Source organism: Candidatus Phyllobacterium onerii (assembly GCF_028331445.1).
Taxonomy (GTDB): domain Bacteria; phylum Pseudomonadota; class Alphaproteobacteria; order Rhizobiales; family Rhizobiaceae; genus Phyllobacterium; species Phyllobacterium onerii.
In genome coordinates this window covers 261,443-284,022 of sequence record NZ_JAQMHX010000006.1, presented here as the reverse complement: position 1 = coordinate 284,022, position 22,580 = coordinate 261,443, and the positions used below count along the sequence as shown (strand labels likewise).

At 54.9% G+C, this 22,580-nt stretch carries 21 protein-coding genes and 1 tRNA gene; 14 read left to right on the top strand and 8 right to left on the bottom strand.

Annotated features, from left to right (window positions below):
* Positions 1–173: 173 nt before the first annotated feature.
* Entirely contained in the window at positions 174–1,721 is a 1,548-nt protein-coding gene (locus PHA01_RS16085) for a VOC family protein (RefSeq protein WP_271897183.1), read from the top strand.
* 38 nt (positions 1,722–1,759) lie between these two features.
* Here PHA01_RS16085 and PHA01_RS16080 read toward each other — a convergent pair whose 3' ends face one another.
* Positions 1,760–2,713 (bottom strand): ring-cleaving dioxygenase, encoded by a 954-nt coding sequence (locus PHA01_RS16080; protein ID WP_271897181.1) that lies wholly within the window; start codon positions 2,711–2,713, stop codon positions 1,760–1,762.
* A gap of 167 nt (positions 2,714–2,880) precedes the next feature.
* Between PHA01_RS16080 and PHA01_RS16075 the strand changes: the two genes are divergently transcribed.
* The 4 genes from PHA01_RS16075 (at position 2,881) to PHA01_RS16060 (ending at position 6,110) form a co-directional block, all read left to right on the top strand.
* Positions 2,881–3,822, top strand: a complete 942-nt coding sequence (locus PHA01_RS16075; RefSeq protein ID WP_271897180.1) for a LysR family transcriptional regulator — start codon at positions 2,881–2,883, stop codon at positions 3,820–3,822.
* Positions 3,823–4,026: 204 nt separating this feature from the next.
* Positions 4,027–4,302 (top strand): HU family DNA-binding protein, encoded by a 276-nt coding sequence (locus PHA01_RS16070; protein WP_099997835.1) that lies wholly within the window; start codon positions 4,027–4,029, stop codon positions 4,300–4,302.
* A 276-nt stretch (positions 4,303–4,578) separates the two neighbouring features.
* The gene (locus tag PHA01_RS16065; protein ID WP_271897175.1) at positions 4,579–5,850 is read left to right on the top strand and encodes a hypothetical protein; all 1,272 of its coding nucleotides are present in this window, start codon (positions 4,579–4,581) and stop codon (positions 5,848–5,850) included.
* On the top strand, positions 5,826–6,110 hold the full coding sequence (locus tag PHA01_RS16060) for a sulfurtransferase TusA family protein (RefSeq protein WP_417020979.1): 285 nt from the start codon (positions 5,826–5,828) through the stop codon (positions 6,108–6,110). Before PHA01_RS16065 ends, PHA01_RS16060 begins: the two co-directional genes overlap by 25 nt.
* Here the strand turns inward: PHA01_RS16060 and PHA01_RS16055 are convergent, their stop codons facing one another.
* Positions 6,111–7,250 (bottom strand): CobW family GTP-binding protein, encoded by a 1,140-nt coding sequence (locus PHA01_RS16055; protein WP_271897170.1) that lies wholly within the window; start codon positions 7,248–7,250, stop codon positions 6,111–6,113.
* Positions 7,250–8,362 (bottom strand): D-alanyl-D-alanine carboxypeptidase family protein, encoded by a 1,113-nt coding sequence (locus PHA01_RS16050; protein ID WP_271897168.1) that lies wholly within the window; start codon positions 8,360–8,362, stop codon positions 7,250–7,252. The genes PHA01_RS16055 and PHA01_RS16050 overlap by 1 nt, the downstream gene beginning before the upstream one ends.
* 162 nt (positions 8,363–8,524) lie before the next feature.
* Between PHA01_RS16050 and PHA01_RS16045 the strand changes: the two genes are divergently transcribed.
* Both PHA01_RS16045 and PHA01_RS16040 read left to right on the top strand, forming a co-directional pair.
* Positions 8,525–9,694, top strand: coding sequence for a M20 aminoacylase family protein (locus PHA01_RS16045; RefSeq protein WP_271897166.1), 1,170 nt, complete (start codon positions 8,525–8,527; stop codon positions 9,692–9,694).
* Between the two features lie 78 nt (positions 9,695–9,772).
* Positions 9,773–9,849, top strand: a tRNA-Arg gene (locus PHA01_RS16040).
* 223 nt (positions 9,850–10,072) lie between these two features.
* Here the strand turns inward: PHA01_RS16040 and PHA01_RS16035 are convergent.
* Positions 10,073–10,870, bottom strand: a complete 798-nt coding sequence (locus tag PHA01_RS16035; RefSeq protein ID WP_271897164.1) for a mechanosensitive ion channel family protein — start codon at positions 10,868–10,870, stop codon at positions 10,073–10,075.
* A 109-nt stretch (positions 10,871–10,979) separates the two neighbouring features.
* Positions 10,980–12,194 (bottom strand): precorrin-6y C5,15-methyltransferase (decarboxylating) subunit CbiE, encoded by a 1,215-nt coding sequence (cbiE, locus tag PHA01_RS16030; protein ID WP_271897394.1) that lies wholly within the window; start codon positions 12,192–12,194, stop codon positions 10,980–10,982.
* Between the two features lie 120 nt (positions 12,195–12,314).
* Here cbiE and cobG point away from each other — a divergent pair, with 120 nt between their 5' ends.
* The 5 genes from cobG to purU all read left to right on the top strand — a co-directional run bounded on the left by cobG (position 12,315) and on the right by purU (position 17,464).
* A complete protein-coding gene (gene cobG, locus PHA01_RS16025; protein WP_271897162.1) occupies positions 12,315–13,697 on the top strand; it encodes a precorrin-3B synthase in 1,383 nt (460 codons plus the stop codon).
* A complete protein-coding gene (locus tag PHA01_RS16020) occupies positions 13,690–14,316 on the top strand; it encodes a precorrin-8X methylmutase (RefSeq protein ID WP_271897160.1) in 627 nt (208 codons plus the stop codon). Before cobG ends, PHA01_RS16020 begins: the two co-directional genes overlap by 8 nt.
* Positions 14,316–15,056, top strand: coding sequence for a precorrin-2 C(20)-methyltransferase (locus PHA01_RS16015; RefSeq protein ID WP_271897158.1), 741 nt, complete (start codon positions 14,316–14,318; stop codon positions 15,054–15,056). The genes PHA01_RS16020 and PHA01_RS16015 overlap by 1 nt, the downstream gene beginning before the upstream one ends.
* Positions 15,053–16,498: a precorrin-3B C(17)-methyltransferase gene (gene cobJ, locus PHA01_RS16010; RefSeq protein WP_417020974.1), complete on the top strand. Its 1,446-nt coding sequence runs from the start codon at positions 15,053–15,055 to the stop codon at positions 16,496–16,498. Before PHA01_RS16015 ends, cobJ begins: the two co-directional genes overlap by 4 nt.
* 111 nt (positions 16,499–16,609) lie before the next feature.
* Positions 16,610–17,464, top strand: coding sequence for a formyltetrahydrofolate deformylase (purU, locus tag PHA01_RS16005; protein ID WP_209999356.1), 855 nt, complete (start codon positions 16,610–16,612; stop codon positions 17,462–17,464).
* A gap of 12 nt (positions 17,465–17,476) precedes the next feature.
* Here the strand turns inward: purU and PHA01_RS16000 are convergent, their stop codons facing one another.
* Positions 17,477–18,400, bottom strand: a complete 924-nt coding sequence (locus PHA01_RS16000) for a 2-hydroxyacid dehydrogenase (RefSeq protein WP_271897155.1) — start codon at positions 18,398–18,400, stop codon at positions 17,477–17,479.
* 179 nt (positions 18,401–18,579) lie between these two features.
* Here PHA01_RS16000 and PHA01_RS15995 point away from each other — a divergent pair, with 179 nt between their 5' ends.
* On the top strand, positions 18,580–19,782 hold the full coding sequence (locus tag PHA01_RS15995) for an alpha-hydroxy acid oxidase (RefSeq protein WP_271897153.1): 1,203 nt from the start codon (positions 18,580–18,582) through the stop codon (positions 19,780–19,782).
* Positions 19,783–19,785: 3 nt separating this feature from the next.
* On the opposite strand, the gene PHA01_RS15990 is transcribed toward PHA01_RS15995, so the two are convergent.
* A complete protein-coding gene (locus tag PHA01_RS15990) occupies positions 19,786–20,631 on the bottom strand; it encodes a glycosyltransferase family 2 protein (protein WP_271897152.1) in 846 nt (281 codons plus the stop codon).
* Between the two features lie 450 nt (positions 20,632–21,081).
* Between PHA01_RS15990 and PHA01_RS15985 the strand changes: the two genes are divergently transcribed.
* Entirely contained in the window at positions 21,082–21,783 is a 702-nt protein-coding gene (locus tag PHA01_RS15985) for a glycosyltransferase (protein ID WP_271897150.1), read from the top strand.
* 65 nt (positions 21,784–21,848) lie between these two features.
* On the opposite strand, the gene PHA01_RS15980 is transcribed toward PHA01_RS15985, so the two are convergent.
* Positions 21,849–22,451 (bottom strand): membrane-anchored protein, encoded by a 603-nt coding sequence (locus tag PHA01_RS15980; protein WP_271897148.1) that lies wholly within the window; start codon positions 22,449–22,451, stop codon positions 21,849–21,851.
* Positions 22,452–22,580 lie beyond the last annotated feature (129 nt).

The window sequence follows — 22,580 nt, the reverse complement described above, 5'->3', positions numbered from 1 at the left end:
TTCCTCCCAAGTCACGGATGGTCTAAAGATCGGTCTCCTCCCAGCTGATCTTTACAAGTAGCACCCACCGCTCCTCCCGCGGTGGGTGTTGTTTTTTGGAAATACTTTTCCGAGCGTTGCGTCCCTGCTTGCTACCCCGTAACAGTCGAATATTGATAGGCCGGGAGATACTCATGACAGGCGGCATCCACCACATCACCCTGATCACACGGAAGGTTCAGGCAAATGTCGATTTTTATGCCGGCTTCCTCGGTCTGCGCCTCGTCAAGCGCACGGGCGGTTATGAAGACGCAACCCAGCTCCACCTCCTCTATGGAGACGCATCAGGCAATCCAGGTTCTCTGATTACCTTTCTCGTATGGGAAGATGGTTCGCCGGGTCGCGTTGGCTACGGGCAGCCAAGCGAAATCTCACTCGCTATTGCCCCTGATAGCATCGGCTTCTGGCTGACACGTGCCCTGCAATTCAACATTGCTACCTCAGGACCAGCACAGGAATTCGGCGAACCGGTGCTGCGTTTACATGATCCCGATGGCGTGATCGTGAAGCTCGTGGGAACTCATGCCGTAGAGGGCGGCGATCTTTGGGTCGGTGGCGACATTCCTGCATCTCATGCGATCAAACGCATCCGCGGCGCGACAATACTGACCGAAAAGCCGCAGGAAACGTGCACATTCCTTGCAGATTATTTTTCTTACATTTCAGGCGAGCAAACCGAAACGATTACAAGAATGGTTTCGGCGTCCGGCGATTGCATCGACGTTCGCGACGCAACAGGCTTCTGGGGCTCGGCACCCGGAACCGGCACCATAGACCATATTGCTTTTCGCGCTGCGGACATTCCCACTGTAACGGCAACGTATGATCGCTTGGTAGCACGCGGAATGACCGCAACGGCAATGCATGACCGGAAATATTTCCATTCGATCTACGTGCGCGAGCCTAGCGGCACCCTGCTCGAAATGGCTACCGACGGCCCCGGCATGCTGATTGACGAAACGCCTGAGAAGCTTGGCACCCGCCTGTTCATCCCGCCGCATTTCGCCGAGGAAACTGAAAACCTGAAAGTAATACTGCCGCAATTTGGCTTGCCGAAAGAGGAGCGTTTCATCTATCGCGAGCTGCCGTTCATCCACCGGGTCTACATGCCGGAGATCACCTTTGGACAAACACTGATCCTCCTGCATGGATCGGGAGGCAATGAGACCAGTCTTATGCCGTTTGCCTCGAAGGTTGCCCCGCACGCCACCTTGATTGGTTTGCGCGGACGCAGCACGGAAGAGGGTTCGGCCCGCTGGTTCCGGCGCTTTGGACCACTGAGCTTTGATCAAAAGGACATTCGTTCGGAGGCCGAAGCACTTGCCGCGTTTATAGAGGGCGCGGTTGAAGCCTACGACCTAAATCTCCAACGGACTACTTTACTCGGCTATTCCAATGGCGCGAACATTATCGCGGCAATGATGCAACTTCATCCGGGCATTGTCCGCAATGCAGTTTTGTTGCGCGCAACAAAAGTGCTGGAAGAGACGCCCAAGGCTGATCTTCTTGAGACGAAAGTTCTTGCAATCACCGGCGACCACGATCTGTTTGGAGCACATGCGCCCGCGCTTGAGGCGGAACTGTGCGGCGCCGGAGCTGATATCACCGTCAAGGCAGTATCCGCCGATCATGAAATCGGACCGCACGACATTGACGCGGTTAAGCAATGGTTGACCCCATAAAGGAACAGGCCGGAGTTTCTCCGGTCTGTTCAATTTCGTTACGACAGAGGCTTGAGCCCGGCTTCGATCGAAGCGCGCTTGCCTTCAAGGAATGGCGGCAACGACAAGCCCTCCCCGAGAGTCTCCAAGGGCTCATCGACCGTGAAGCCCGGACCATCTGTGGCGATTTCGAACAAAATGCCGTTCGGTTCGCGGAAGTACAGCGAGCGGAAGTAGTAGCGCTCTACCTCACCGCTTGACGGCATCCGGAATTCGTTCAAACGTTCGGTCCATTCATGCAATTGCTGCACGTCCGGGGCGCGAAATGCGACGTGATGCACAGCACCGGCACCCTGCCTTGCAGCCGGAAGATCCGGTTGAACGGCCACGTGCAATTCAGCAGCAGGACCGCCCTCGCCCATAGCAAACACATGAACATGCCCGGCACCGTCTGGAGAGGGGTAAGTGTTGACCTTGCGCATATTCATCACATGAAGAAGGATCGCTTCGGTGTTGGTAATATCGGGCACGCTGAGGGTGATTGGACCGAGCCCGCGGATCTGATGCTCAGCCGGGACAGGGCTCCTGTCCCACGGATGCGATGCTCCTGCGCCGCCATCATTGATGAGCCGGAACCGTTGTCCTTCGCCATCTTCAAAATCAAGCGAGTCATAGCCACCGATTTCAGCAATATCACCGGACTTTACGCCGAGTTCGGTAAAGCGAGCTTTCCACCATACCAGACTTGCTTTGCTGCCCACACGCAAACCCGTACGCGAAATGCTGTGCGTACCGCGGCTTTCGGGTCCAACCGGCCAGTCGAAGAAGGTGAGATCGGTGCCGGGCGTTGCCTCTCCATCTGCATAGAAGAGGTGATAGGCGCTGGTGTCGTCTTGATTGACGGTTTTCTTGACCAGTCGCAGGCCAAGCGTTTGCGTATAGAACCGCAGATTTTCCGGCGCATTCGCCGTTACGGCAGTCAAATGATGAATACCTGTCAGTTGTAAGGTCATCGAAGCCTCCTGAATTGGTTCGTTCGGGCATAATCGCCGTTGGTGTAAATATCTGCGTTGTGTAGCGGCCGATAAAGAGCGGATCTCTGCAACCCGTGTTCGGCAAAAACGAACTAATGCAGGACACAGGCGTTCTAAATCGGCCTAAAGTCCACTATAACCAAACAATGAAATGGCGCTTCGATGATCTTCTCACTTTTCTTGACGTAATGGAAACCCGCAGCATCACGGTGACCGCTGCACGTCTCAACCTTTCAAAATCGGTGGTAAGCAAGCGCATTTCCGATCTTGAAGGTGCACTGGGTATAGAGCTGTTTCAGCGCTCGCCACGTAAGTTGCTCGCATCTGACCACGCCCGCGACTTTGTCGAGCGGATCACGCCCTTGGTTCGGGAGATCGTTGAAGCCACCGATACCGTTGGTGAGCGACACAGCGCCATCAGGGGCAATTTGAGGATTGCCGCTCCGATGTCATTCGGCACTCTTTATCTTGGACGGATGATTGCCGACTTCGCCAGGCAATATCCTGATCTGGAAGTCGCGGTGGAATTTGAAGACCGCATGGTCGATCTGGTGCGTGGTGGTTATGACGTTGGCATCCGTATCGGCATCCTCAAGGATTCAAGCCTTATTGCACGCAAGCTTTGCACGGACGCCCGGGTTATTTGCTGCAGCCCGGCTTTCGCCGCAGCCAATGGCTTGCCAAAGCGACTCGAAGAACTGAGCTCTTTCGCCTGCATCGACTACTCAAACGTCAATACCAGCCAGCTATGGCAATTCGAAAACCCGGCTTCTCCCAATGACCCGATCTCGGTGGCCATGCATGGCCGCATCGTCGCCAATAATGGCGAAGCCATGCGCGACATGGCAATTGCCGGTCTGGGGCTGGTCCTACTTCCAATGTTCATTGCCGCCGACGCCCTGCGAGCGGGTACTCTCATTCCGGCGCTGCCTGATGTGACGCCAGTTCCCTACAAAATATATGCGGTGTATCCGCCTACACGGCATGTCTCGGCCAAGGTTAGAGCGTTTGTAGACCACCTTGTGCGCCATATCGGCGACCCACCCATCTGGCAAATGATGGATCCTTTCCATGCTGAACGGCCCTAATTGAAGCCCACACTCTGCGAATCACTTGGTGCGGTTTGCGAGCCTCTCCAGAGCGTAATCTTGAATTTCATAGCCGGTTTTGAAAAAAACCCTGTAAACACTGGGTATAAACCCGCTTTTTGGGCGTTCTTACTGATGACAGAGCGGGAATCGCGTGCCATACAGACGCCTCCGATCAACGAATATACTGAGGAAACCGCCAAAATGAATACGTCCGATCTCATTGAAAAGCTCGTCGCTGATCAGGGTCTTACAAAAGTTCAGTCCAAGGCGATTGTTGATAGCGTTCTTAAGGGTATCACTGATTCCGTCGTAGCCGGCGATGAAGTTTCGCTGCCAGGCTTTGGCAAGTTCAAGGTCCAGTCGCGCGCCGCTCGCGAAGGCCGTAACCCTGCTACGGGCGCAACGATCAAAATCGCAGCGTCGAAGAAAGTTGCTTTCCAGCCTGCAAAGGCCCTGAAGGACGCGTTGAACGGCTAATTCGTTCGTCGCAAATTTCAAAAAAGGCGGTGCAGGTGCGCCGCCTTTTTTGTTCGAATCCGGCCAAGGCTTCGTAACGGAAATTGGGAGCAGTGGGCTTTGCCATAAATCCGCCCTGCATTCGTTGCAGGTGACATTGTGCAATAGAGCAATTTTGCGGAAGTGAAGTAAGGCTTTATCAACTATACCAGATGCATTTATGATGTGGCGGACCCAGAGATCCGCACGTTTCAGGGGCCCTCGCGACACAATTAGTAACTGGTAACAGCTGCAATAATGAAGACATTGGCACATATCCTTGCGGCATTCATGCTAACCCTGCTTATTGCGGGTTGCCAAAACTCGTCGATCGACGACCTGTCTCCTAATGGTGCCGGAACGCAGTTGCCGGAGAAACTCGTCCGCAGCATGAAGGCGAAGGGCATGAGCCTTACATCGCCCGTCATGTTTCGCATATTTAAGGAAGAAAACGTCCTTGAAGTGTGGAAACGCAAGGACAATGGCCGTTACGACATGGTCACGAACTACCAGATTTGCAAATGGTCCGGAAAGCTTGGCCCCAAGTTCATCGAGGGTGATCGTCAGGCACCCGAGGGATTCTACGCAGTTCGCCCGGCGCAGATGAATCCGAAATCAAGCTATTACCTCTCATTCAACACTGGCTTTCCCAATGCATTGGACCGCGCCCTCGGCCGTACCGGTGCCAATTTGATGGTCCATGGCGCGTGCTCGTCGTCGGGTTGTTATTCAATGACCGATGCACAGGTCGCACAGATTTATGCTTTCGCCCGGGATGCGTTTAAGGGCGGTCAGGAATCTATCCAGCTTCAGGCCTATCCTTTCCGCATGACCGCAGCCAATATGGCGCGCTACAAGGATGATCCGAATTACGCCTTCTGGAAGAACCTGAAAGAAGGTTACGACCACTTCGAAATCACCAAGGTGCCGCCGAAGGTGGATGTCTGCGAAAAGAAATATGTCTTCAACCACACGTCTGATCCCAATGCGCCGATTGCGGCGACAGCAACCTGCCCGCCTTCCGATCAGCCAGAATCGCTAAAAATGGCGTATCAGTCGTATCAAACCAGCTACGAGACGGCGTTCTCTACAATGGTCGGCAAAGGCAAGATCACACCACCCAGCCGCTCCATCCAGGGCATTGCAGAAGCCAAGATCATTGCTGACTGGAGCGCTCGCCGTGCTCGGGGTGAGCGCGTGACGCAAGAACCGCCGTCTCTTTCGCCGCAGGACAAGGACTCTGCAACCAAGCCACAGGTCATGGTTCGGCTTGCTTCCGCCGTCGCAGCGGACAAGGCACGTGAGGAGCGTGACGCTTCTAAAAGAACGCGTATGGGAAAGAGCATGGCCTCGGCTGCGCCAGCACCCATAACCCTTGCCCCGCCGACAGCTTCGTCACCTCCGGCAGCCCCGCAACAATCCGCACCTGCCCCTCAAACCACCGCCGCTATCGCACCGGAAGCCCCTGTTGCTGCCGTCGAGCAGCCGGCGCCGGCGAAGAAGGCCTGGTGGAAGATTATCGGCAACTAGCGACCAGAAAAGTGATCATGCCGGAAAAAGCAATCATGAATGCCGAGATATATGATCTTCGCGGCTTGAATTGCCCCTTGCCGGTGCTCAAGACCCGCAGGAAGCTTGGCGATATGGTCGCCGGCAGCCGCCTATGGGTCGAAACAAGCGACCCGCTGGCTGTCATCGACATGCCTAATTTTTGTCTGACCGAGGGTCATAGGCTGATCGAAACGCTCAGCGTCGACGGTGGCCACCGATTCCACATCGAATGCGGCTGACTAGCCTAGTTTCACACCGGAAATTGCCAACGGGTTGTCAAAGAGCGCAGCACGGTCCGGCATATCGACCTGTGGCCGATCAAGAAATGCGTTGAAGAGCTGGCTGACATAGCTCTCCGGCAAATCCTTGACGATCAACACCAGGCGCGTTTCGCGAACGCCATCTGGCCACGCCGCCAGCCGCGCTGGTGGATGAAAAATCTGCTGTACGCCGTGTATGACGAGAGGCCGCTCCGGATCGTCCTCCAACTGCACGATACCCTTCACGCGCAGCAATTTTTCACCGTGGGCCGAACGCAACAGGTCGAGGAACATGTCGAAACTGTGCAGGGATACCGGGGCATCGTGTTTCAGCGAGAATGACCGGATCTTGGCGTCGTGCCTGTTGATGTCGTGATGATGGTGTTCTCCATGCTCATGGTGGTGCCCATGATCGATCTGATCGTGTTCATGCCCGCGATCACGGTAGGCTTCCGCCTTTAGCCAGCGCTGAACATCAACGGTCTTGGTTTCTGGATTATAGACACCGCATTCGAACAATGCCGCGTATCCTGTGCGCGGGTTAGCGACATCGATCAGGTCGGCCCCTGGATTTAACGCAGCAAGCCTTGCTCGCAGCGCCGGGAGTTCATTTTGAGCTTCTCGCAAATCTGTCTTGGTTATAACAATGCGATCAGCAACAGCAGCCTGCTTTATCGCTTCCTCGTGCGCGTCGAGCGTTGCCATGCCATTGATCGCGTCGACGGTGGTGATCACGCCATCAACGCGAAAGGCCTGCAACAACACCGGATGTCCCATGACGGCATGCAGAACCGGTGCGGGATCGGCAAGCCCGGTCGTCTCGATGATAACGCGTTTCAATCGTTGCAATTTGCCCGTCTGCAATCGGTCGATGAGATCCGAGAGCGTATCAATCAGCTCTCCGCGCACGGTGCAGCAGAGGCAACCATCGGAAAGCTCGATAATGCCGTCGCTGGCTTTCTCGACCAGCAGATGATCAATGCCCACATCACCGAATTCATTGATAATCACTGCCGTATCGGCGAGAGCCGGATCCTTCAGCAGCCGGTTGAGCAACGTCGTCTTTCCCGACCCTAGAAAGCCGGTTAGTACCGAGACCGGTATGGGAGCGTCGGCCATCAGTTCACTGCCTTCAAGGCCTCGCTTGCATCCGTCAGCGACGAGCGATCTGGCCGCGGCATCGGAACAGGAACCCGGTTCAACTCCATCCCCAATGAATTGATCTTCGCCGGCAGCAGCGCAACTTTTTCCACTGCCGGTTCATGTTCCATCCTTTTCATATAAGGTGACCCCTGAACGATGTGCCCTTCGAGGTCCTTGCCGTCCCAGGTATCGGACCCCGATGCCTCCTTCGAACAAACACTTGGCCGCATGTTAACAGCCACGTCGCGTGTGGGTGCACCATAGGGCTGCAATGTATCGATTGTTGTGCCACTGCCTTGGGTCTCGAAGCCCTTGGCAAGAAGCTCCGCTGCCTTCGTCGCCCGCGTCGTCAGCTTCAATTCGCCCAAAACCACAGTGATGATCGTCCTGCCATTGCGAGTTGCAGAGCCGATCAGATTGTAGCCCGAGGGGCAAACAAATCCGGTCTTCATGCCATCGGCACCCTGAAACCGGCCGATAAGCGCATTCAGATTGGGCTGAAGCTTCTTGCCGCCATAGTCGATGGCTTCAATATCAAAATAATGCGCGTACTGCGGAAATTCACGGCGCAGCTGCAGTGTCAGAATCGCGAGATCTCGCGCAGTCGTATAATGGTCATCCGAGTGAAGACCGTTTGGATTAACGAAATGCGAACCCGTCATGCCGAGACGTTTGGCTTCGGCATTCATAAGCACAGCAAACTTGTCGGAAGAACCGCCCAGCGTCTCGCCCACTGCCATGGCGATATCATTGGCCGACTTGACCATCATGATCTTGAGCGCATTGTCTAACGTCAGCTCGGAGCCGACCTTGTAGCCCATCTTGCTTGGAGGCTGTTTGGCGGCAAGCGCAGTGATCTTGATTGGCGTATCCAACGTAATCTGACCCGACTCAATCATCCGGAACACCACGTAAACGGTCATCAATTTGGTCAAAGAAGCGGGATACCAGCGCTGGAAAGCGTCCTCTTGCGAGAGGATTTCGCCGCTGCCGGCGTCGACTGTAATGTTCGCACCGGCAAGGGCCGCCGATGCAGCGGTCATCGATATCACGCAACCCGAAAGAAAGAGTGCTACAGTTTTCCGCATTCCTGAAAATCCGACCTGTCTATGTAAACAACCTGGAAAGGCATTAAGCCGCGCTTCACACCGGGCAGCAATGCCCTTATCTATCTTATGTGGCGGGCAAAAGGCAAAACACCTTTATTCTGTTCACTGAAATGTCAGATTTGGATTTGGAGTTACCCTCGAATGCCTTTGCTCAATCGCGCGATCGAAATGCAGGACGAGGTTTCCGCGTGGAGGCACCATCTGCACCAGAATCCAGAAATAATGTTCGACGTGCACGAGACAGCGCGGTTCGTTGCAGAAAAGCTGCGCGAATTCGGATGCGACGAGGTGGAGACCGGCATTGGGCGTACCGGTGTCGTGGGAATCATTCGCGGGCGTCATGGCGAAGGGCCGACTGTGGGCTTGCGCTCTGATATGGATGCGCTGCCGCTCACTGAAGTTACCGGCAAGCCCTGGGCATCCCGTACGGACGGCAAAATGCACGCCTGCGGACATGACGGCCACACCGCAATGCTCTTGGGTGCCGCGCAATATCTGGCCGAAACTCGCAACTTTGGTGGTTCAATCGCGGTTATCTTCCAGCCTGCGGAAGAAGGCGGTGGCGGAGGCCGTGAAATGGTCAAGGACGGCTTGATGGAGCGCTTCTCCGTATCGGAAGTCTATGGCATGCACAATATTCCCGGACTTCCCATTGGTCAGTTTGCCATTCGCAAGGGCCCGATCATGGCAGCAACGGACGAGTTCACCATCATTGTCGAAGGTCGCGGCGGCCATGCAGCGCAGCCGCACCGGACCATCGACCCCGTCGTCATCGGCGCTCAATTGGTCAATGCCCTGCAAACCATCGTCTCGCGCGGTACCGACCCACTTGATTCTGTCGTTCTCTCCGTCACTAAGTTTCATGCCGGTGATGCCCATAACATCATTCCTCAACGGGCTGAACTCGCCGGCACCGTTCGCACCTTGCGCCCAGAAATGCGCGATTTTGCCGAAAAGCGCCTGATGGAGGTCGCTGAAGGCGTTGCCGGAGCTTTGGGTGCAAGCGCAACTGTCAATTATGCCCGCAACTATCCAGTAACGTTCAACCATGCTCGCGAGACGGACTTCGCTGCCAAAACGGCTCGCAAGGTCGCTGGAAATGACGCGGTCAACGAGGAAGTCGCGCCCATGATGGCCGGCGAGGATTTCTCTTACATGCTGGAAGCACGTCCAGGCGCCTTTATTTTCATAGGCAATGGTGAAAGCGCCTCGCTGCACAATCCGTCCTATGATTTCAACGACGACGCAATCCCGCACGGCATCAGTTACTGGGTGCAATTGGCTGAGAGTGCTCTCCCCCCGTCATCCTGATTGGCACCGGACTGCTGGAAATTTCCACTCATCTTGAGACTTGGCGACCGCCGCGAAAAACAGTATGTCAGGTCAGTTGGTCCCGTAGCTCAGTAGGATAGAGCGACAGATTCCTAATCTGTAGGCCACTGGTTCGAATCCAGTCGGGATCACCATACTGCTTTCCACTGCATTTTTTCGATCAAAGAACGGTCCAGAAAGCGTGCATGTTGTGCTCATTCGAAAGCGGTACTTGCAGTTGCAAAGCAAATGCAATATCGTACTGTGATATGCCCTATACTAAGTTTTGGCCGCTTCGATCTGTAGTCGAAGCGGCCCTTTTTTGATGTCCGGGTCATGAGGCGTTATTGTCTAGTTTGTTGGCAAACTGCGATTCGACTATGCTTTGGCTACCATTGCAGCCCGCACGCTTTTGTTGAGATCGGCTTTGGCAGATTGATATTCGTTGACTGAAGTCCAATAGCGCAATGTTATTGCTGCGGTCGCATCACCCAACTCGGCCACAAAGGCTGAAGGAGCCGGGTCTTTCTTTACCCGCTTGTCGGTTTCAGTCAGTTCAATCAAGGATTTCTGGACCTGGTCCAAATCATCCTCATTGGAAACAGTAACCGTGATGTCATTGCGACGAATACCGTTTCGGGTAAAGTTTTTCACGGGTAAGGTCCAAAGCGTCGAATTTGGCGCAAGGATGTACACGCCGTCTGCCGCACGTAATCGCGTCGCAAAGAGTCCGATTTCTTCGACTGTCCCGCTTATGCTGCCCACCTCCACATATTCGCCAATGCGAAGGGGACGGAGCGCCAACAGCATGATGCCTGCTGCGATATTCTGCAGCGTTCCTTGTAAAGCCAGCCCGATTGCCAAGCCAACTGCACCGATGGCGGCAATAACCGAGGCCGTCTGGATGCCGAATTGACCGAGCACCATAACCACGACAAGGCCGAGCACCACATAGCGTGCGATCTTGGAAAAAAAGCGGCGTAGTGTCAGGTCGAAGCCGCCGACTTGCCCAAGCCCGGCATAGACCCAACGCTCCACGAGACCTGCGACGACGAATCCGATAATCAGCAACAGAACCGCGCCGATCACTGAGAACGCGTAAGCAACTACAAGGGCGCTTGCTTCGCGAATGCCAGTTTGAATCGCGGAAAACGCGTTCTGAGGATCAAGTTCCATGAGAGATTCCTTTCCGGCAAGAAAATACCAACCTTCAAACTGTGATGTTGGTTCCGCTATTGAAGGCAAAAGGCCAGTATTCACAATATTTTCTGCGTTAAACGGACAATCACATCGGCTTGCGAACCGCGTAAATGGTGACCGGTAGAGCAGAACGCCACGTATCGAAACCGCCCAAAGGTTGCGCGTACGAAACAGCAAGCTTCGTGAGTTCGCCGCCATGGGCGGAGCGCCAGCCAACGATTGCCATTTCACTCTGAATTGTCACAGCATTGGCAACCAGGCGCCCACCTGGCTTGAGGCCTTCCCAGCACGCCTGCATTACCCCCTCATCGGTCACGCCGCCACCGATGAAGACTGCGTCTGGTTCTGCGAGTCCTTGCAAAGCCGCCGGTGCCTCACCGCGAACAATCTGCAGATCAGGCACACCTAGCGCCCGGGTGTTGCGCAGGATCAAATCTTGCCGCTTGTCATTGGCTTCAATAGCCAAGGTCCGGCACGAGTTGTGTGCGCGCATCCACTCAATGCCGATCGAGCCGCAGCCCGCCCCGACATCCCACAAGAGCTCGCCCGGCAGTGGCGCAAGATGTGCCAGAGTAACGGCACGGACATCCCGTTTGGTCAATTGCCCGTCATGTTCGAACGCTTCGTCGGGCAAACCGGCAAGCATAGGATAAAGCCGGGCTGGTGGCATCGCTTTGCCGCAATCCACAGCAAGCACATTGAGATCAGCACAGCGAGGATGGTTCCAGGTAGTTGCAGTCCCGTCAATTCTCCGCTCCGCCGCACCCGCCAGATGCTCCAGCACAGTCAATCGCGCTGACCCGAACCCAGCGTCGCTCAGCATCTGCGCGACCTGTAAAGGTGTGCCGCCGTCATTGCTGAGAATGAGCAACTTTGCTCCAGGGGCGAACGCCTTGAACAGCGTCTCGATTGGCCTGCCATGAACACTCAGCAGTTGTGTTTCCTGTATCGGCCAGCCCATTGCAGCGGCCGCCAGCGAGAATGATGAAGGAGCCGGAATTATTCGCATCTCATCAGCCGCGACATAGCGCGTCAGAGTGGCGCCCATGCCGAAATGCATCGGATCGCCGCTGGCCAACACAGCGACAGGCTGGCCGCGCGAGGCAAGGAGCATGGGGTACGCATCCGAGAATGGGCTGGGCCATGCAATGCGTTCACCGGTCAGCCCTTTGGGCAGCAAATCCAGATGGCGCTTACCGCCGAAAATCGTTCCGGCCCGTGCCAGTGCATCACGGGCATTCTGACCGAGACCACTGTATCCATCCTCACCGATCCCGATAATCGTCAGCCACCGCGCTATCATACATTCCATCCTTTTGTGCCTACCATGCATGCCCCAAACCGCTTGATGGGTCAACGAAGCGGGGCGTTGCGAGAAAGGTTGGCATGCCCCGAGGCATCCTGTAAAACCGACAACGCCATGAGCCATCTGACAACCACTATCCAGCGATCAACCGTCGAGGCGCGACGCTCTGCCTGCCCGGGTTTGTTCCGCATGGCAAAGGCCCTTGACGGCGGTATCTGCCGTTTAAAACTGACCTTTGGCGATCTGAGCGCAGTTCAGGCGCGCTCGGTCGCGGATGCGGCACAGCGGTGCGGCAACGGTACGATCGAAATCACCAATCGTGCCAATCTGCAAATTCGCGGTGTGCGGCCGGAAATGGAAGAATCGTTAATCTCGGCTTTGCTGGAATCAGGGCTCGGACCATTGAGCGATCGAGGCGATGACGTTCGCAATGTCATGATCAGCCCGTTTGCAGGATTTAACCAGACGATGCCGGACGTGCGGCCTCTCGCGTTGCGCGTGCTGACAATCGTGCAGACGAATCTGCTCTACCAGACTCTTTCGCCCAAGTTTTCCATTTTCATCGATGGAGGCGAAAGCGTTGCAATGGTGGATCACCCCCATGATCTTTGGCTCAGTCCTATCGATCTGGAAAGTACTGCGCCGCGGTTCGCCTTCGGCGTTGCAGGTGTGCCACCCACACAAACCGATGCTCAGCCTGCTCTTGGTAGCGTCGCAACCGGGCAAGCATTTACGCTCATCACTGGCATTCTCGATATCTTCATCGAATGGTGCCGTGCACACCCGGAAGCTTCGCGCCTTCGACATATGATAAGCCAGATGGGTACGGAATACCTCGTAGAACAGCTCGAACCGCGCATCGGGGTTCCGCTGCGAAGTGAGCAGATTGCAAATTGGCGCAGATCCCCTGCCCGTGAAAATGGTCATCTTGGGCTCTCGCTCGATGTGGACAGCTCACGCTGTTTCGTGGGCGCCATGCCTCCACTTGGCCGCCTTGATCCTGACCTTTTGCAATCGCTTGCGGAACTTGCTGACAAGTATGGCAACGGAAAATTGCGCATGACACCGTGGCAAAGCGTTCTCTTGCCGCAAATTTCAGTTGGCGATGCAAAAGCTACGCTCGCTGCGCTCGAAGCACTCCGACTTGGCACCAATCCTAAAATGACTCTAGCGACGATGATCAGCTGTTCGGGGTCGGCGGGATGCGGTTCGGCACTGGCAGCCACCCAGTCAGACGGGCTGAAGCTCGCGTCACTTTTGCGGGGTAGTCCGGCAGTTCCGCAAATCCATATGAGCGGCTGCAGCAAATCCTGTGCGTCGCCCTCGGCAAAACCCATAACTCTCGTGGCAACTGCGGCTGGACGTTACGACATCTTTCTGTGCGCGACCAATGGACCGTCGCGTTTTGGCAAGCTATTGGCTGCCAATGTCACTATCGACGAAGCTGCCGAATTGATCGGTGAGAATTCCGGCTCTGGGGGGCCAATATATGCTTGACTATATCCGCGATGGTCAGGCGATCTATGATCGCTCGTTCGCCATCATTCGTTCCGAAGCCGATTTGAAGGGCATTCCGGCCGATCTGGAAAAGCTGGCCGTGCGCGTCGCCCATGCTTGCGGCATGGTCGACGTGATACAGGATCTGGCGTTTTCCGAGGGTGCTGCAACGGCTGGCCGCAACGCATTGCTGAGCGGCGCGCCTATCTTGTGCGACGCACGTATGGTTGCGGAGGGTGTCACGCGGTCACGTCTGCCAGCCGGAAATCAGGTAATGTGCATGCTAGGAGACCCCTCGGTCGCCAAATTGGCACTCGACATGGGCAACACCCGATCCGCCGCAGCGTTGGAATTATGGCACCCCTACTTGGCAGGTGCGGTTGTTGCCTTCGGTAATGCGCCCACCGCCCTCTTCCGATTACTTGAAATGATCGACGAAGGCGCTGCAAAACCGGCGCTGATTCTCGGCTTTCCGGTCGGCTTTGTCGGCGCGATGGAATCCAAGGCGGCGCTTGCCGAGGACAGCCGCGGAATTCCCTATGTCGTCGTACATGGCCGCCGCGGCGGCAGTGCCATGGCTGCCGCAGCGATCAATGCTCTCGCGTCGGAGAAAGAATAATGCCGAAGCCCGGGCGGCTTTTTGGACTGGGCGTTGGTCCCGGCGATCCTGAACTCATTACATTGAAGGCGTTACGTCTGCTTCAAGCTGCCCCAGTGGTCGCTTATCATGCAGCCAAAGGCAAGAAGGGTAACGCTTTAACCATCGTCGAGCGCTATCTTGCTGAGAGGCAACTCCTCGTCCCGCTGATTTATCCAGTCACAACGGAAATACTACCCGCGCATATGAACTACGACGCTATCGTCAGTGATTTCTACGGCGAGATAACGACGCTTTTGCGTACGCATCTCGACGCGGGAACTGATGTCGCGGTGATCGCCGAGGGGGATCCATTCTTCTACGGCTCCTTCATGTATATCCACGACAGACTGGCTGAAGACTACGAAACCGAAGTCGTGCCAGGTGTCTGTTCCGTCCTGGGCGGAGCCGCCGTGCTTGGTGCACCTCTGGTCTATCGGAATCAGACGCTTACCGTTCTCTCCGGTGTCCTTTCTGCACAAGATTTGAAGACCCGGCTCGCCGCCACCGAAGCCGCGGCGATCATGAAGCTTGGTAAAAACCTCGCGAAAGTACGTGGTGTAATCGACGATCTTGGCCTGCTCGATCGGGCGCTTTATGTCGAACGGGCAACGATGGAGGCACAACGCATCATTCCATTGGCGGAAGTCGATCCCGAATCCTCACCCTATTTCTCATTGATTCTCGTTCCGGGAGAGAAATGGGCGGGTAGCGCCGAATGATATATCCAATAGCCATAGTGGCCCTGTCGGCGCTCGGCATGGAAACGGCATCGCGAATCAAAGCGAGCATGCCGGGAGTGACTATCTATGGGTTGGAAGTCCGCGTCGAAGGCGCCGATATTTCCTACACGAACTTCGGCGAAACAGTCCGACAGCTCTATCAGAACGGTCATGCAGTCATCGCTCTCTGCGCCGCCGGCATTACTATCCGCTCCCTCGCCCCGGTTCTTGGTGACAAGGGAGCCGAACCGCCCGTTCTGGCGGCAGCCGATGATGGCAGTTCCGTTGTTCCCCTCTTAGGTGGCACTACAGGCGTGAACGTTCTTGCCCGGCAGATTGCAGCCATTCTCGAGGTCTCACCCGCAATAACGACATCAGGCGAGCTCCGCTTCGGCACTTGTCTGCTCAATCCTCCGCCGGGCTTCGAATTAAAAAATCCCGAGGATTCCAAGACATTCATTGCCGATTTGCTTGGGGGCAAAACTGTGAGAATCGAGGGGGACGCGCCTTGGCTGCAAGACGCTAGGCTTCCGCTGGATGACGATGCGGAACTGCGCATTCTGGTTACGTCTTCGGATGTTGCTCCCCAGAAAGGCGATCTGGTCTTTCAACGCAAGCCTACGGATTTCGCGAGCTTGTCTTCCTCGGAATCTACCCTTGCCGGCCATAAGCGCGGGCGGCTTGCAGTGGTCGGTCTCGGACCAGGGAACCCCGATTTCATGATTGCGGCGGTCAAACGGGAATTGAACGACGCCGACGATGTGCTTGGCTATGAGACCTACGTCCGCATGGCGGGACCTTTCCGCTCAGACCAGACCCTGCATATGACCGACAATCGCGAGGAAATGCAGCGCGCGCGGCACGCTTTCGAGCTTGCCGCAAAGGGCCGGTCCGTCGTGATGGTTTCTTCCGGTGATCCCGGTGTTTTCGCCATGGCTGCTGCAGTGGTCGAGGCATTGCATGAATCTGAGGACGTCTCCTGGCACCTTGTGAAGCTGGAAATCCTGCCTGGAGTTTCCGCCGCACTGGCAGCAGCCAGTCGCAGTGGAGCACCACTCGGTCATGATTTCTGTGTTCTTTCGCTTTCCGACAATCTGAAGCCCTGGGAGATCATCGAAAAACGCATCTCATTGGCGGCCGAAGCAGACCTTGCAATGGCATTCTACAATCCAATCTCAAAGCATCGTCCCTGGCAATTGCCACGCGCCATCGATATTCTGCGCAAGTACCGGAATGTTGATACCCCTATCGTCCTTGGTCGAGATATCGGCCGTCCTGCGGAAACCTTGCGTGTGATCACGCTTGCCGAGCTAACCCCCGATCAGGTGGACATGCGAACGGTGATCATTGTTGGATCGTCGCTCACGCGCAGTTTTGAACGCAGGGACGGCGGCAAATGGGTCTATACGCCCCGCTGGTATGGAACCAAACCCGAAGGTTGAACAGAAAGTCCATGCCGGAAAAAGGACTGAGCGCTTCGCTTTTGTATCGACGCCTTTCGACGCTGCTCACTATGATCTTCCAAGATCAGATCGCCTGCACCCGGAGTTATCATGCCAGACAAAAATTATGTCCTTACCCTTTCCTGTGAAGATCGACCGGGTATCGTTGCGTCGGTAACGACGGAGCTTGCCGGCATGGACGCGAATATTGCCGAGAGCAATCAGTTCTGGGACAGACAGACAAATCGCTTCTTCATGCGTATCGCTTTCACGGCGGCCGAAGGCACAACCAAAGATGATGTCGAACGGGCTTTGAAACCCGCCATTCAGCGCTTCGACATGAAGACCACCCTTGTTGACCAATCGAAAAAGCCGAAGATCATCATCATGGTATCCAAGTTCGACCATGCGCTACTGCATCTGTTCTACCAGATCAAGGTTGGCTGGCTGGACGCTGATGTTGCTGCGATCGTCTCCAACCATGAGGACAGCCGCCGCTTTGCCGAACATGAAAGTATTCCCTACCACGTCCTGCCGGTCTCCAAGGACAACAAGATCGAGCAGGAAGAGGCCCTGCTCAAGATCGTCAAGGACACCGGCGCTGACCTTGTAGTCCTGGCCCGCTACATGCAGGTCCTGTCAGACAATTTGTCGAAACGGTTGTTCGGCAAAGTCATCAATATCCACCATTCGTTCCTGCCTAGCTTCAAGGGTGCCAAACCCTATCACCAAGCTTTCGAACGCGGCGTGAAGCTTATTGGCGCGACAGCCCATTATGTAACGCCTGACCTCGATGAGGGTCCCATCATCGAACAGGAGACCGAACGCGTTACCCACGCTATGAGTGCGGAAGATTTCGTTGCCACTGGCCGCGACATCGAAAGCCGCGTGCTGGCGCGGGCAGTCAAGAAACATCTCGAATCGCGCGTCATGCTCAACGGTCACAAGACGGTTGTATTCGGATAGTTGCCTGCGGCTTCACCTGACTGAAAAGTAGTTATCCAGATTGGAAACGACACGGTCGGCCATCGCCTTGCGCGTTTCGACCGTGGCACTGCCCATATGCGGCTGCAGCACCACATTATTCAGTGCAAACAGGGCTTCGGGAACGTTCGGTTCGTCCACGAACACGTCGAGGCCGGCGCGTCCAAGTTCTCCCGACTGCAAAAGCTCGACCAGGGCGGTTTCGTCGACGACGGTGCCGCGTGCGATATTGACAAAGGTCCCCTCGGAGCCAAGAGCCTGCAGGACCTCGCGCGAAATGACGCCTTTCGTTGCATTCCCGCCTGGCAAAATTGCGATCAAGGCAGAACACCTGCGCGCCATTTCGATCAAATCGCTGTAATGCTGGTATGAGACGTCGTGTCTTTTGTTGCGCGTGTGGTAGACGACATCGCAACCAAAAGCAGTCAATTTTCTTGCGATGACACTGCCAATCCGGCCCAGCCCAACCAGTCCGATCTTTTTGCCTTCGATCCCCATCGCCAAGGGTGGTGTTTCCCCTTTTGCCCAACGTCCTTCCCGAACGAAACGATCATTTGCAATGATGTCGCGGGTAGCCGCCAACAGAAGCGTGATCGCCATATTTGCGGTGTCTTCGTTTAAAACGTCCGGCGTGTTGGTGATCTTTATCCCCTTGGTCTCCGCATACGCAATATCGAGCGAATCCGTGCCGACACCGAACGAAGAAACGATCTCGAGTGCAGGCAGCAAATCGATCATATCCGCCTTCAGGCCAGTAAACGTACTCGTGACCGCCGCGCGAAAGCGTTCTGCATTTTGCTGCAGAAAGCCCAGAGCGTCTTTTTCTTCATAGAGCTTTTCAACTGCGTATCGCTTCTCCAACTCCTCCGTTAGGTAGGGCATGAGAGGGCCAAGCAAGAGGAGAGGTTGTTTTTCCATCAAATTGCATCCTGTCGAGTGCTTCCAGACCGAATTAAGACAATAGCTACACTCCAGATGCAAAGACAAACAATTTGCTTATGAAGCATGCCTTTATCTGTGGTCATTTCTTGAGTTGGCGCTTGCCTTTTTGGATGCATTGGTGTGAAAACCATCGCACCATTGCTGCGGGACGGAACATGATAAAGACAGTTGAAATTGCCGATCTGAAAGAAATCGCCAAGCGGCGCGTACCAAAAATGTTCTTCGACTACGCCGATTCCGGTGCATGGACGGAAAGCACCTATCGCGCGAACGAAGAGGATTTCCGCAAGATCCAGTTGCGCCAGCGTGTTGCGGTCGACATGACGGACCGTACCCTGGAAAGCACCATGGTCGGCCAGAAAGTTTCCATGCCTGTCGCTCTCGCACCAACCGGCTTGACTGGTATGCAGCATGCAAATGGCGAGATGCTAGCGGCCCAGGCGGCCGAAGAATTCGGCGTTCCGTTCACGCTCTCAACAATGAGTATCTGTTCAATCGAGGACGTCGCATCGGTTACAACCAAGCCTTTCTGGTTCCAGCTCTATGTAATGCGCGACCGCGACTTCATCTATAATTTGATCGACCGCGCCAAAGCTGCCAAGTGTTCGGCCCTGGTTCTGACACTTGATTTGCAGATTCTGGGTCAGCGCCACAAGGATTTGCGTAACGGTCTTTCTGCGCCCCCGAAATTTACACCGAAACACATCTGGCAAATGGCCACTCGTCCACAATGGTGTATGGAGATGCTTAGGACCAATCGCCGTACATTCGGCAATATTGTCGGCCACGCGAAAGGCGTGGGCGATTTGTCATCCCTGTCAGTCTGGACTGCCGAACAGTTCGATCCGCGCCTTTCCTGGAGCGATGTCACCTGGATAAAAGAACGGTGGGGCGGCAGACTTATCATCAAAGGCATTCTCGATGTCGAAGATGCGAAGATGGCGGCGGCGACTGGTGCCGATGCGATCATCGTATCCAATCATGGTGGCCGCCAGCTTGATGGAGCGCCGTCGTCCATATCGGTTCTTGCAGATATCGTAGACGCCGTTGGCGACAAGATTGAAGTGCACTTCGACGGCGGTATCCGATCTGGACAGGATGTGTTGAAGGCGCTCGCCATCGGAGCCAAGGGCACATATATCGGTCGAGCCTTTCTTTATGGTCTGGGTGCCGGCGGAAAAAAAGGTGTCACCGAGGCATTGGAGATCATCCGCAAGGAGCTCGATATTACGATGGCCCTATGCGGCGAGCGCGACGTCAAGGTTCTCGACCGAAACAATCTCTACAAGAGTGGGCTCGAAACAAAACCTCGAATGGCTCAAGTGAAGAAGAAGAAAACCCGAACAGCCAGCGCGTGAAGTCTAAAAAACGCTCTTAAAGAAGCCAAGACCGGAGAGCTGCTTCGAATTTTCGAACTTTACGGAGACATCCGAAGTAAGGTTGTCGAGTCGGCCAGCCGTGATAGCCTCCAGCATCGTCTTGTAAGCGCGAGAACCCTTGAAGTATTGTCCGCCTTCTATCGCCTTTTTGACGAAATCTTCCGTTTCACTGAAGAATTTGAAATGCAGGAGTGAGCCGTAGATGGGAGAAAAGTTGCGATGAAATGGCCATGGCTTGTGGATGCTGATGGTAAACGCGATATCATATTCCACGTAGAGCAACGGGTATTTCATCAATTCATCGTAGTTCTCGGGATCATGCAGCAACCTGTCTCTGGGGCCTCCCATCATCGACATGGCTGAGCTGGTGCGGAACAGTCGATACCCTTGCCGGTCGAAGGTGTTGGCGATCTCCCAAGGCATGGCATTCGAGGAGCCATCGAACACCGCCGACTTGAGCGAGGCCGACGGATAGCAATCGATCATCGGTGCCGGGCAATGCAGCACTCCCCTTGCTTGCAACCCTGCAATCAGCTCCGGCAGCTTTCTCGTCTCACACTCGTCATAAATAAAATACTCGTCGCAATCGACATTCATGTACCAGCGCTTGGTCCCATAAATCCGGACCAGAGCCTCACGCCAAAGATTGCCGCCGTTTGCCTGGCGATACCGGATATTCGAACCAAAGAGATCAACATCATTTTCGTCGAGCAGTTTTTCTCGCGTGCCATCAGTCGACTGGTCATCCACGCACAAAAATCGCGTTATTCCCAATTTGCGGTAGTGGGCGAGGAACGACGGTAGAAACTGAATGCTGTTATGCGTCAAAAAGATGAGTGGTATATCTTTCGGCCCAAGTGGCCGAGTGTCTTCTTTCCTTAGAGACAATATTTGAACCGGGTCATGACGCTTCTTTACATTGAAGTTGCGCCAACGCGTGAGCAATGACTGGCTTCGGCTGCTCGGGAACGAGGCTGGACTGTCAGGACGGTATGGAAAGGGAATTTCCGGTCTTGGAAACAAGAAAGATTGGTGTCGTTTCAACAGGTGGTTCCGCCTTGAACGAGAGTCAGTTCTTTGGTGAGTGTGACCCTAGGAGGCCGACCGATTAAACTTGCGCGTGTGGAAGGTCAAGTGCAGTCCGGTGAGCGCCGGCGCCCGGCATTACTGACGCGAAAGTCGAAATGTGCGCCGCAATTTGGCGGCAATGAGGGGTTTTCCTTTTTTGCATTTGGTTTAAAACCCTACCCTGACTTTCAGAATATAAAGCGAGGCATTATGCAGAATGAACTTGATATATACGTGGGATGGGACTCACGCGAACCGATTGCCTATGAGGTCGCCAAGAGCACTGTATTGAAACATGCGACCATCCCCGTTCGCGTAATTCCGATCAAGTTGGAAGAGCTTGTGGAAAAAGGCGCGTATACGCGTGACATCGACCCTCTTGCCTCGACCGAGTTCACCTATTCACGTTTCTTCACGCCTTGGCTCGCCAACTATAAGGGTTGGGCACTATTCTGCGATTGTGACTTTCTGTTTTTCGGCGATGTGGCAAAGCTGCTCGAATACCGGGATGAAACGAAAGCGGTAGTGTGCGTCAAGCATGACTACACGCCGAAGGAAGGCACGAAGATGGACGGCAAAGTCCAAACCAGCTATCCGCGCAAAAACTGGTCATCGTTCATGCTATTCAATTGCGATCACCCGTCGACGCGCCAACTCACACCGGAACTTATCAATCGGGAGAGTGGTGCTTATCTGCACCGGATGCAATGGGCGCAAGACGACGAAATTGGCGAGGTTCCGGTTGAATGGAACTGGCTGGAAGGCTGGAACGAAAAGCCGGCGAACGGTTATCCAAACGCCGTCCACTTCACCAACGGCGGACCTTGGTTCAAGGATTGGCAAAATGTGGACTACGCCGACGAGTGGCGCGCGGCCGCCAGCGCGGTCGATCCGAATTGGAAAACTATTTGAATCTCCGATAGTCCGGATTTGCAGTAATAAACCGCGCTGACTTTCATGACACGCGGTTTATACCGCTAAGCACCAAGCGATGCGTCTGCATTTAACGCATTGAATTTGCCGAAAGCCTCATCTGTCCATAGTGGGAGGCCGGAGTTCTTAGCAACTTCGTGATCAGCAGTGTAAAGTGAATATCCTCGATCAATAAGCACCCGTAATATCTGCTTGTCGGCACCTGCGTGCAAACGTTTCAGATTGGCATCGTTGTAAACGTGTCCCGACGAATCGGGATTGATCCCACTGATGATTACAACCTTGGCTCCGCTCAGAATGGCATAAAAGACGGCCGTAATCCCATTTGAGAACTTCATGTTATCGTCGATTTCGACATTGAGGCCCCCCATGACAGCCTCATACATCGCCATGCGCTTGAAGCGGTTGATCATCTTTACATGGTCATAAGAATAGTTGAACGCCGCGAGCCCTTGTTTAAGCAGGTCCAAGCTTTTAGGCCAGCGTACGACGTAAAGGAGCCGCGTACGTTTTCCATCAAGCACCTTGCGAACGTGCAAAGCGTTGGTCGTTTGCCCCTCAACCTGATTGAACTGCATGAAAGTCGCGTCGGGGACGTCAACTCCCCACTTGTACAAAATGCTTTGCGAACCGTTGACCGTGATCACATGAAACTGTGTGCCGAAGCCGGCGGGGATCGTCGAAACCGGTGCCGACCCTACAACCACGACTGGTCCCGTGAATTCAACCGGATGCGTGGGGGCACGGGGTCGCAAAATCCTGTAAATCACAGACCG

Coding starts and splice junctions, on each gene's coding strand:
- PHA01_RS16045 (WP_271897166.1), top strand. CDS start 8,525: ATGCCTTTGCTCAATCGCGCGATCGAAATGCAGGACGAGGTTTCCGCG.
- PHA01_RS16050 (WP_271897168.1), bottom strand. CDS start 8,362: ATGCGGAAAACTGTAGCACTCTTTCTTTCGGGTTGCGTGATATCGATG.
- cobJ (WP_417020974.1), top strand. CDS start 15,053: ATGATATATCCAATAGCCATAGTGGCCCTGTCGGCGCTCGGCATGGAA.
- PHA01_RS16020 (WP_271897160.1), top strand. CDS start 13,690: ATGCTTGACTATATCCGCGATGGTCAGGCGATCTATGATCGCTCGTTC.
- PHA01_RS16055 (WP_271897170.1), bottom strand. CDS start 7,250: ATGGCCGACGCTCCCATACCGGTCTCGGTACTAACCGGCTTTCTAGGG.
- PHA01_RS16065 (WP_271897175.1), top strand. CDS start 4,579: ATGAAGACATTGGCACATATCCTTGCGGCATTCATGCTAACCCTGCTT.
- PHA01_RS15995 (WP_271897153.1), top strand. CDS start 18,580: ATGATAAAGACAGTTGAAATTGCCGATCTGAAAGAAATCGCCAAGCGG.
- PHA01_RS16080 (WP_271897181.1), bottom strand. CDS start 2,713: ATGACCTTACAACTGACAGGTATTCATCATTTGACTGCCGTAACGGCG.
- PHA01_RS16000 (WP_271897155.1), bottom strand. CDS start 18,400: ATGGAAAAACAACCTCTCCTCTTGCTTGGCCCTCTCATGCCCTACCTA.
- PHA01_RS16070 (WP_099997835.1), top strand. CDS start 4,027: ATGAATACGTCCGATCTCATTGAAAAGCTCGTCGCTGATCAGGGTCTT.
- PHA01_RS16075 (WP_271897180.1), top strand. CDS start 2,881: ATGAAATGGCGCTTCGATGATCTTCTCACTTTTCTTGACGTAATGGAA.
- PHA01_RS16035 (WP_271897164.1), bottom strand. CDS start 10,870: ATGGAACTTGATCCTCAGAACGCGTTTTCCGCGATTCAAACTGGCATT.
- purU (WP_209999356.1), top strand. CDS start 16,610: ATGCCAGACAAAAATTATGTCCTTACCCTTTCCTGTGAAGATCGACCG.
- cobG (WP_271897162.1), top strand. CDS start 12,315: ATGAGCCATCTGACAACCACTATCCAGCGATCAACCGTCGAGGCGCGA.
- PHA01_RS15985 (WP_271897150.1), top strand. CDS start 21,082: ATGCAGAATGAACTTGATATATACGTGGGATGGGACTCACGCGAACCG.
- PHA01_RS16015 (WP_271897158.1), top strand. CDS start 14,316: ATGCCGAAGCCCGGGCGGCTTTTTGGACTGGGCGTTGGTCCCGGCGAT.
- PHA01_RS16085 (WP_271897183.1), top strand. CDS start 174: ATGACAGGCGGCATCCACCACATCACCCTGATCACACGGAAGGTTCAG.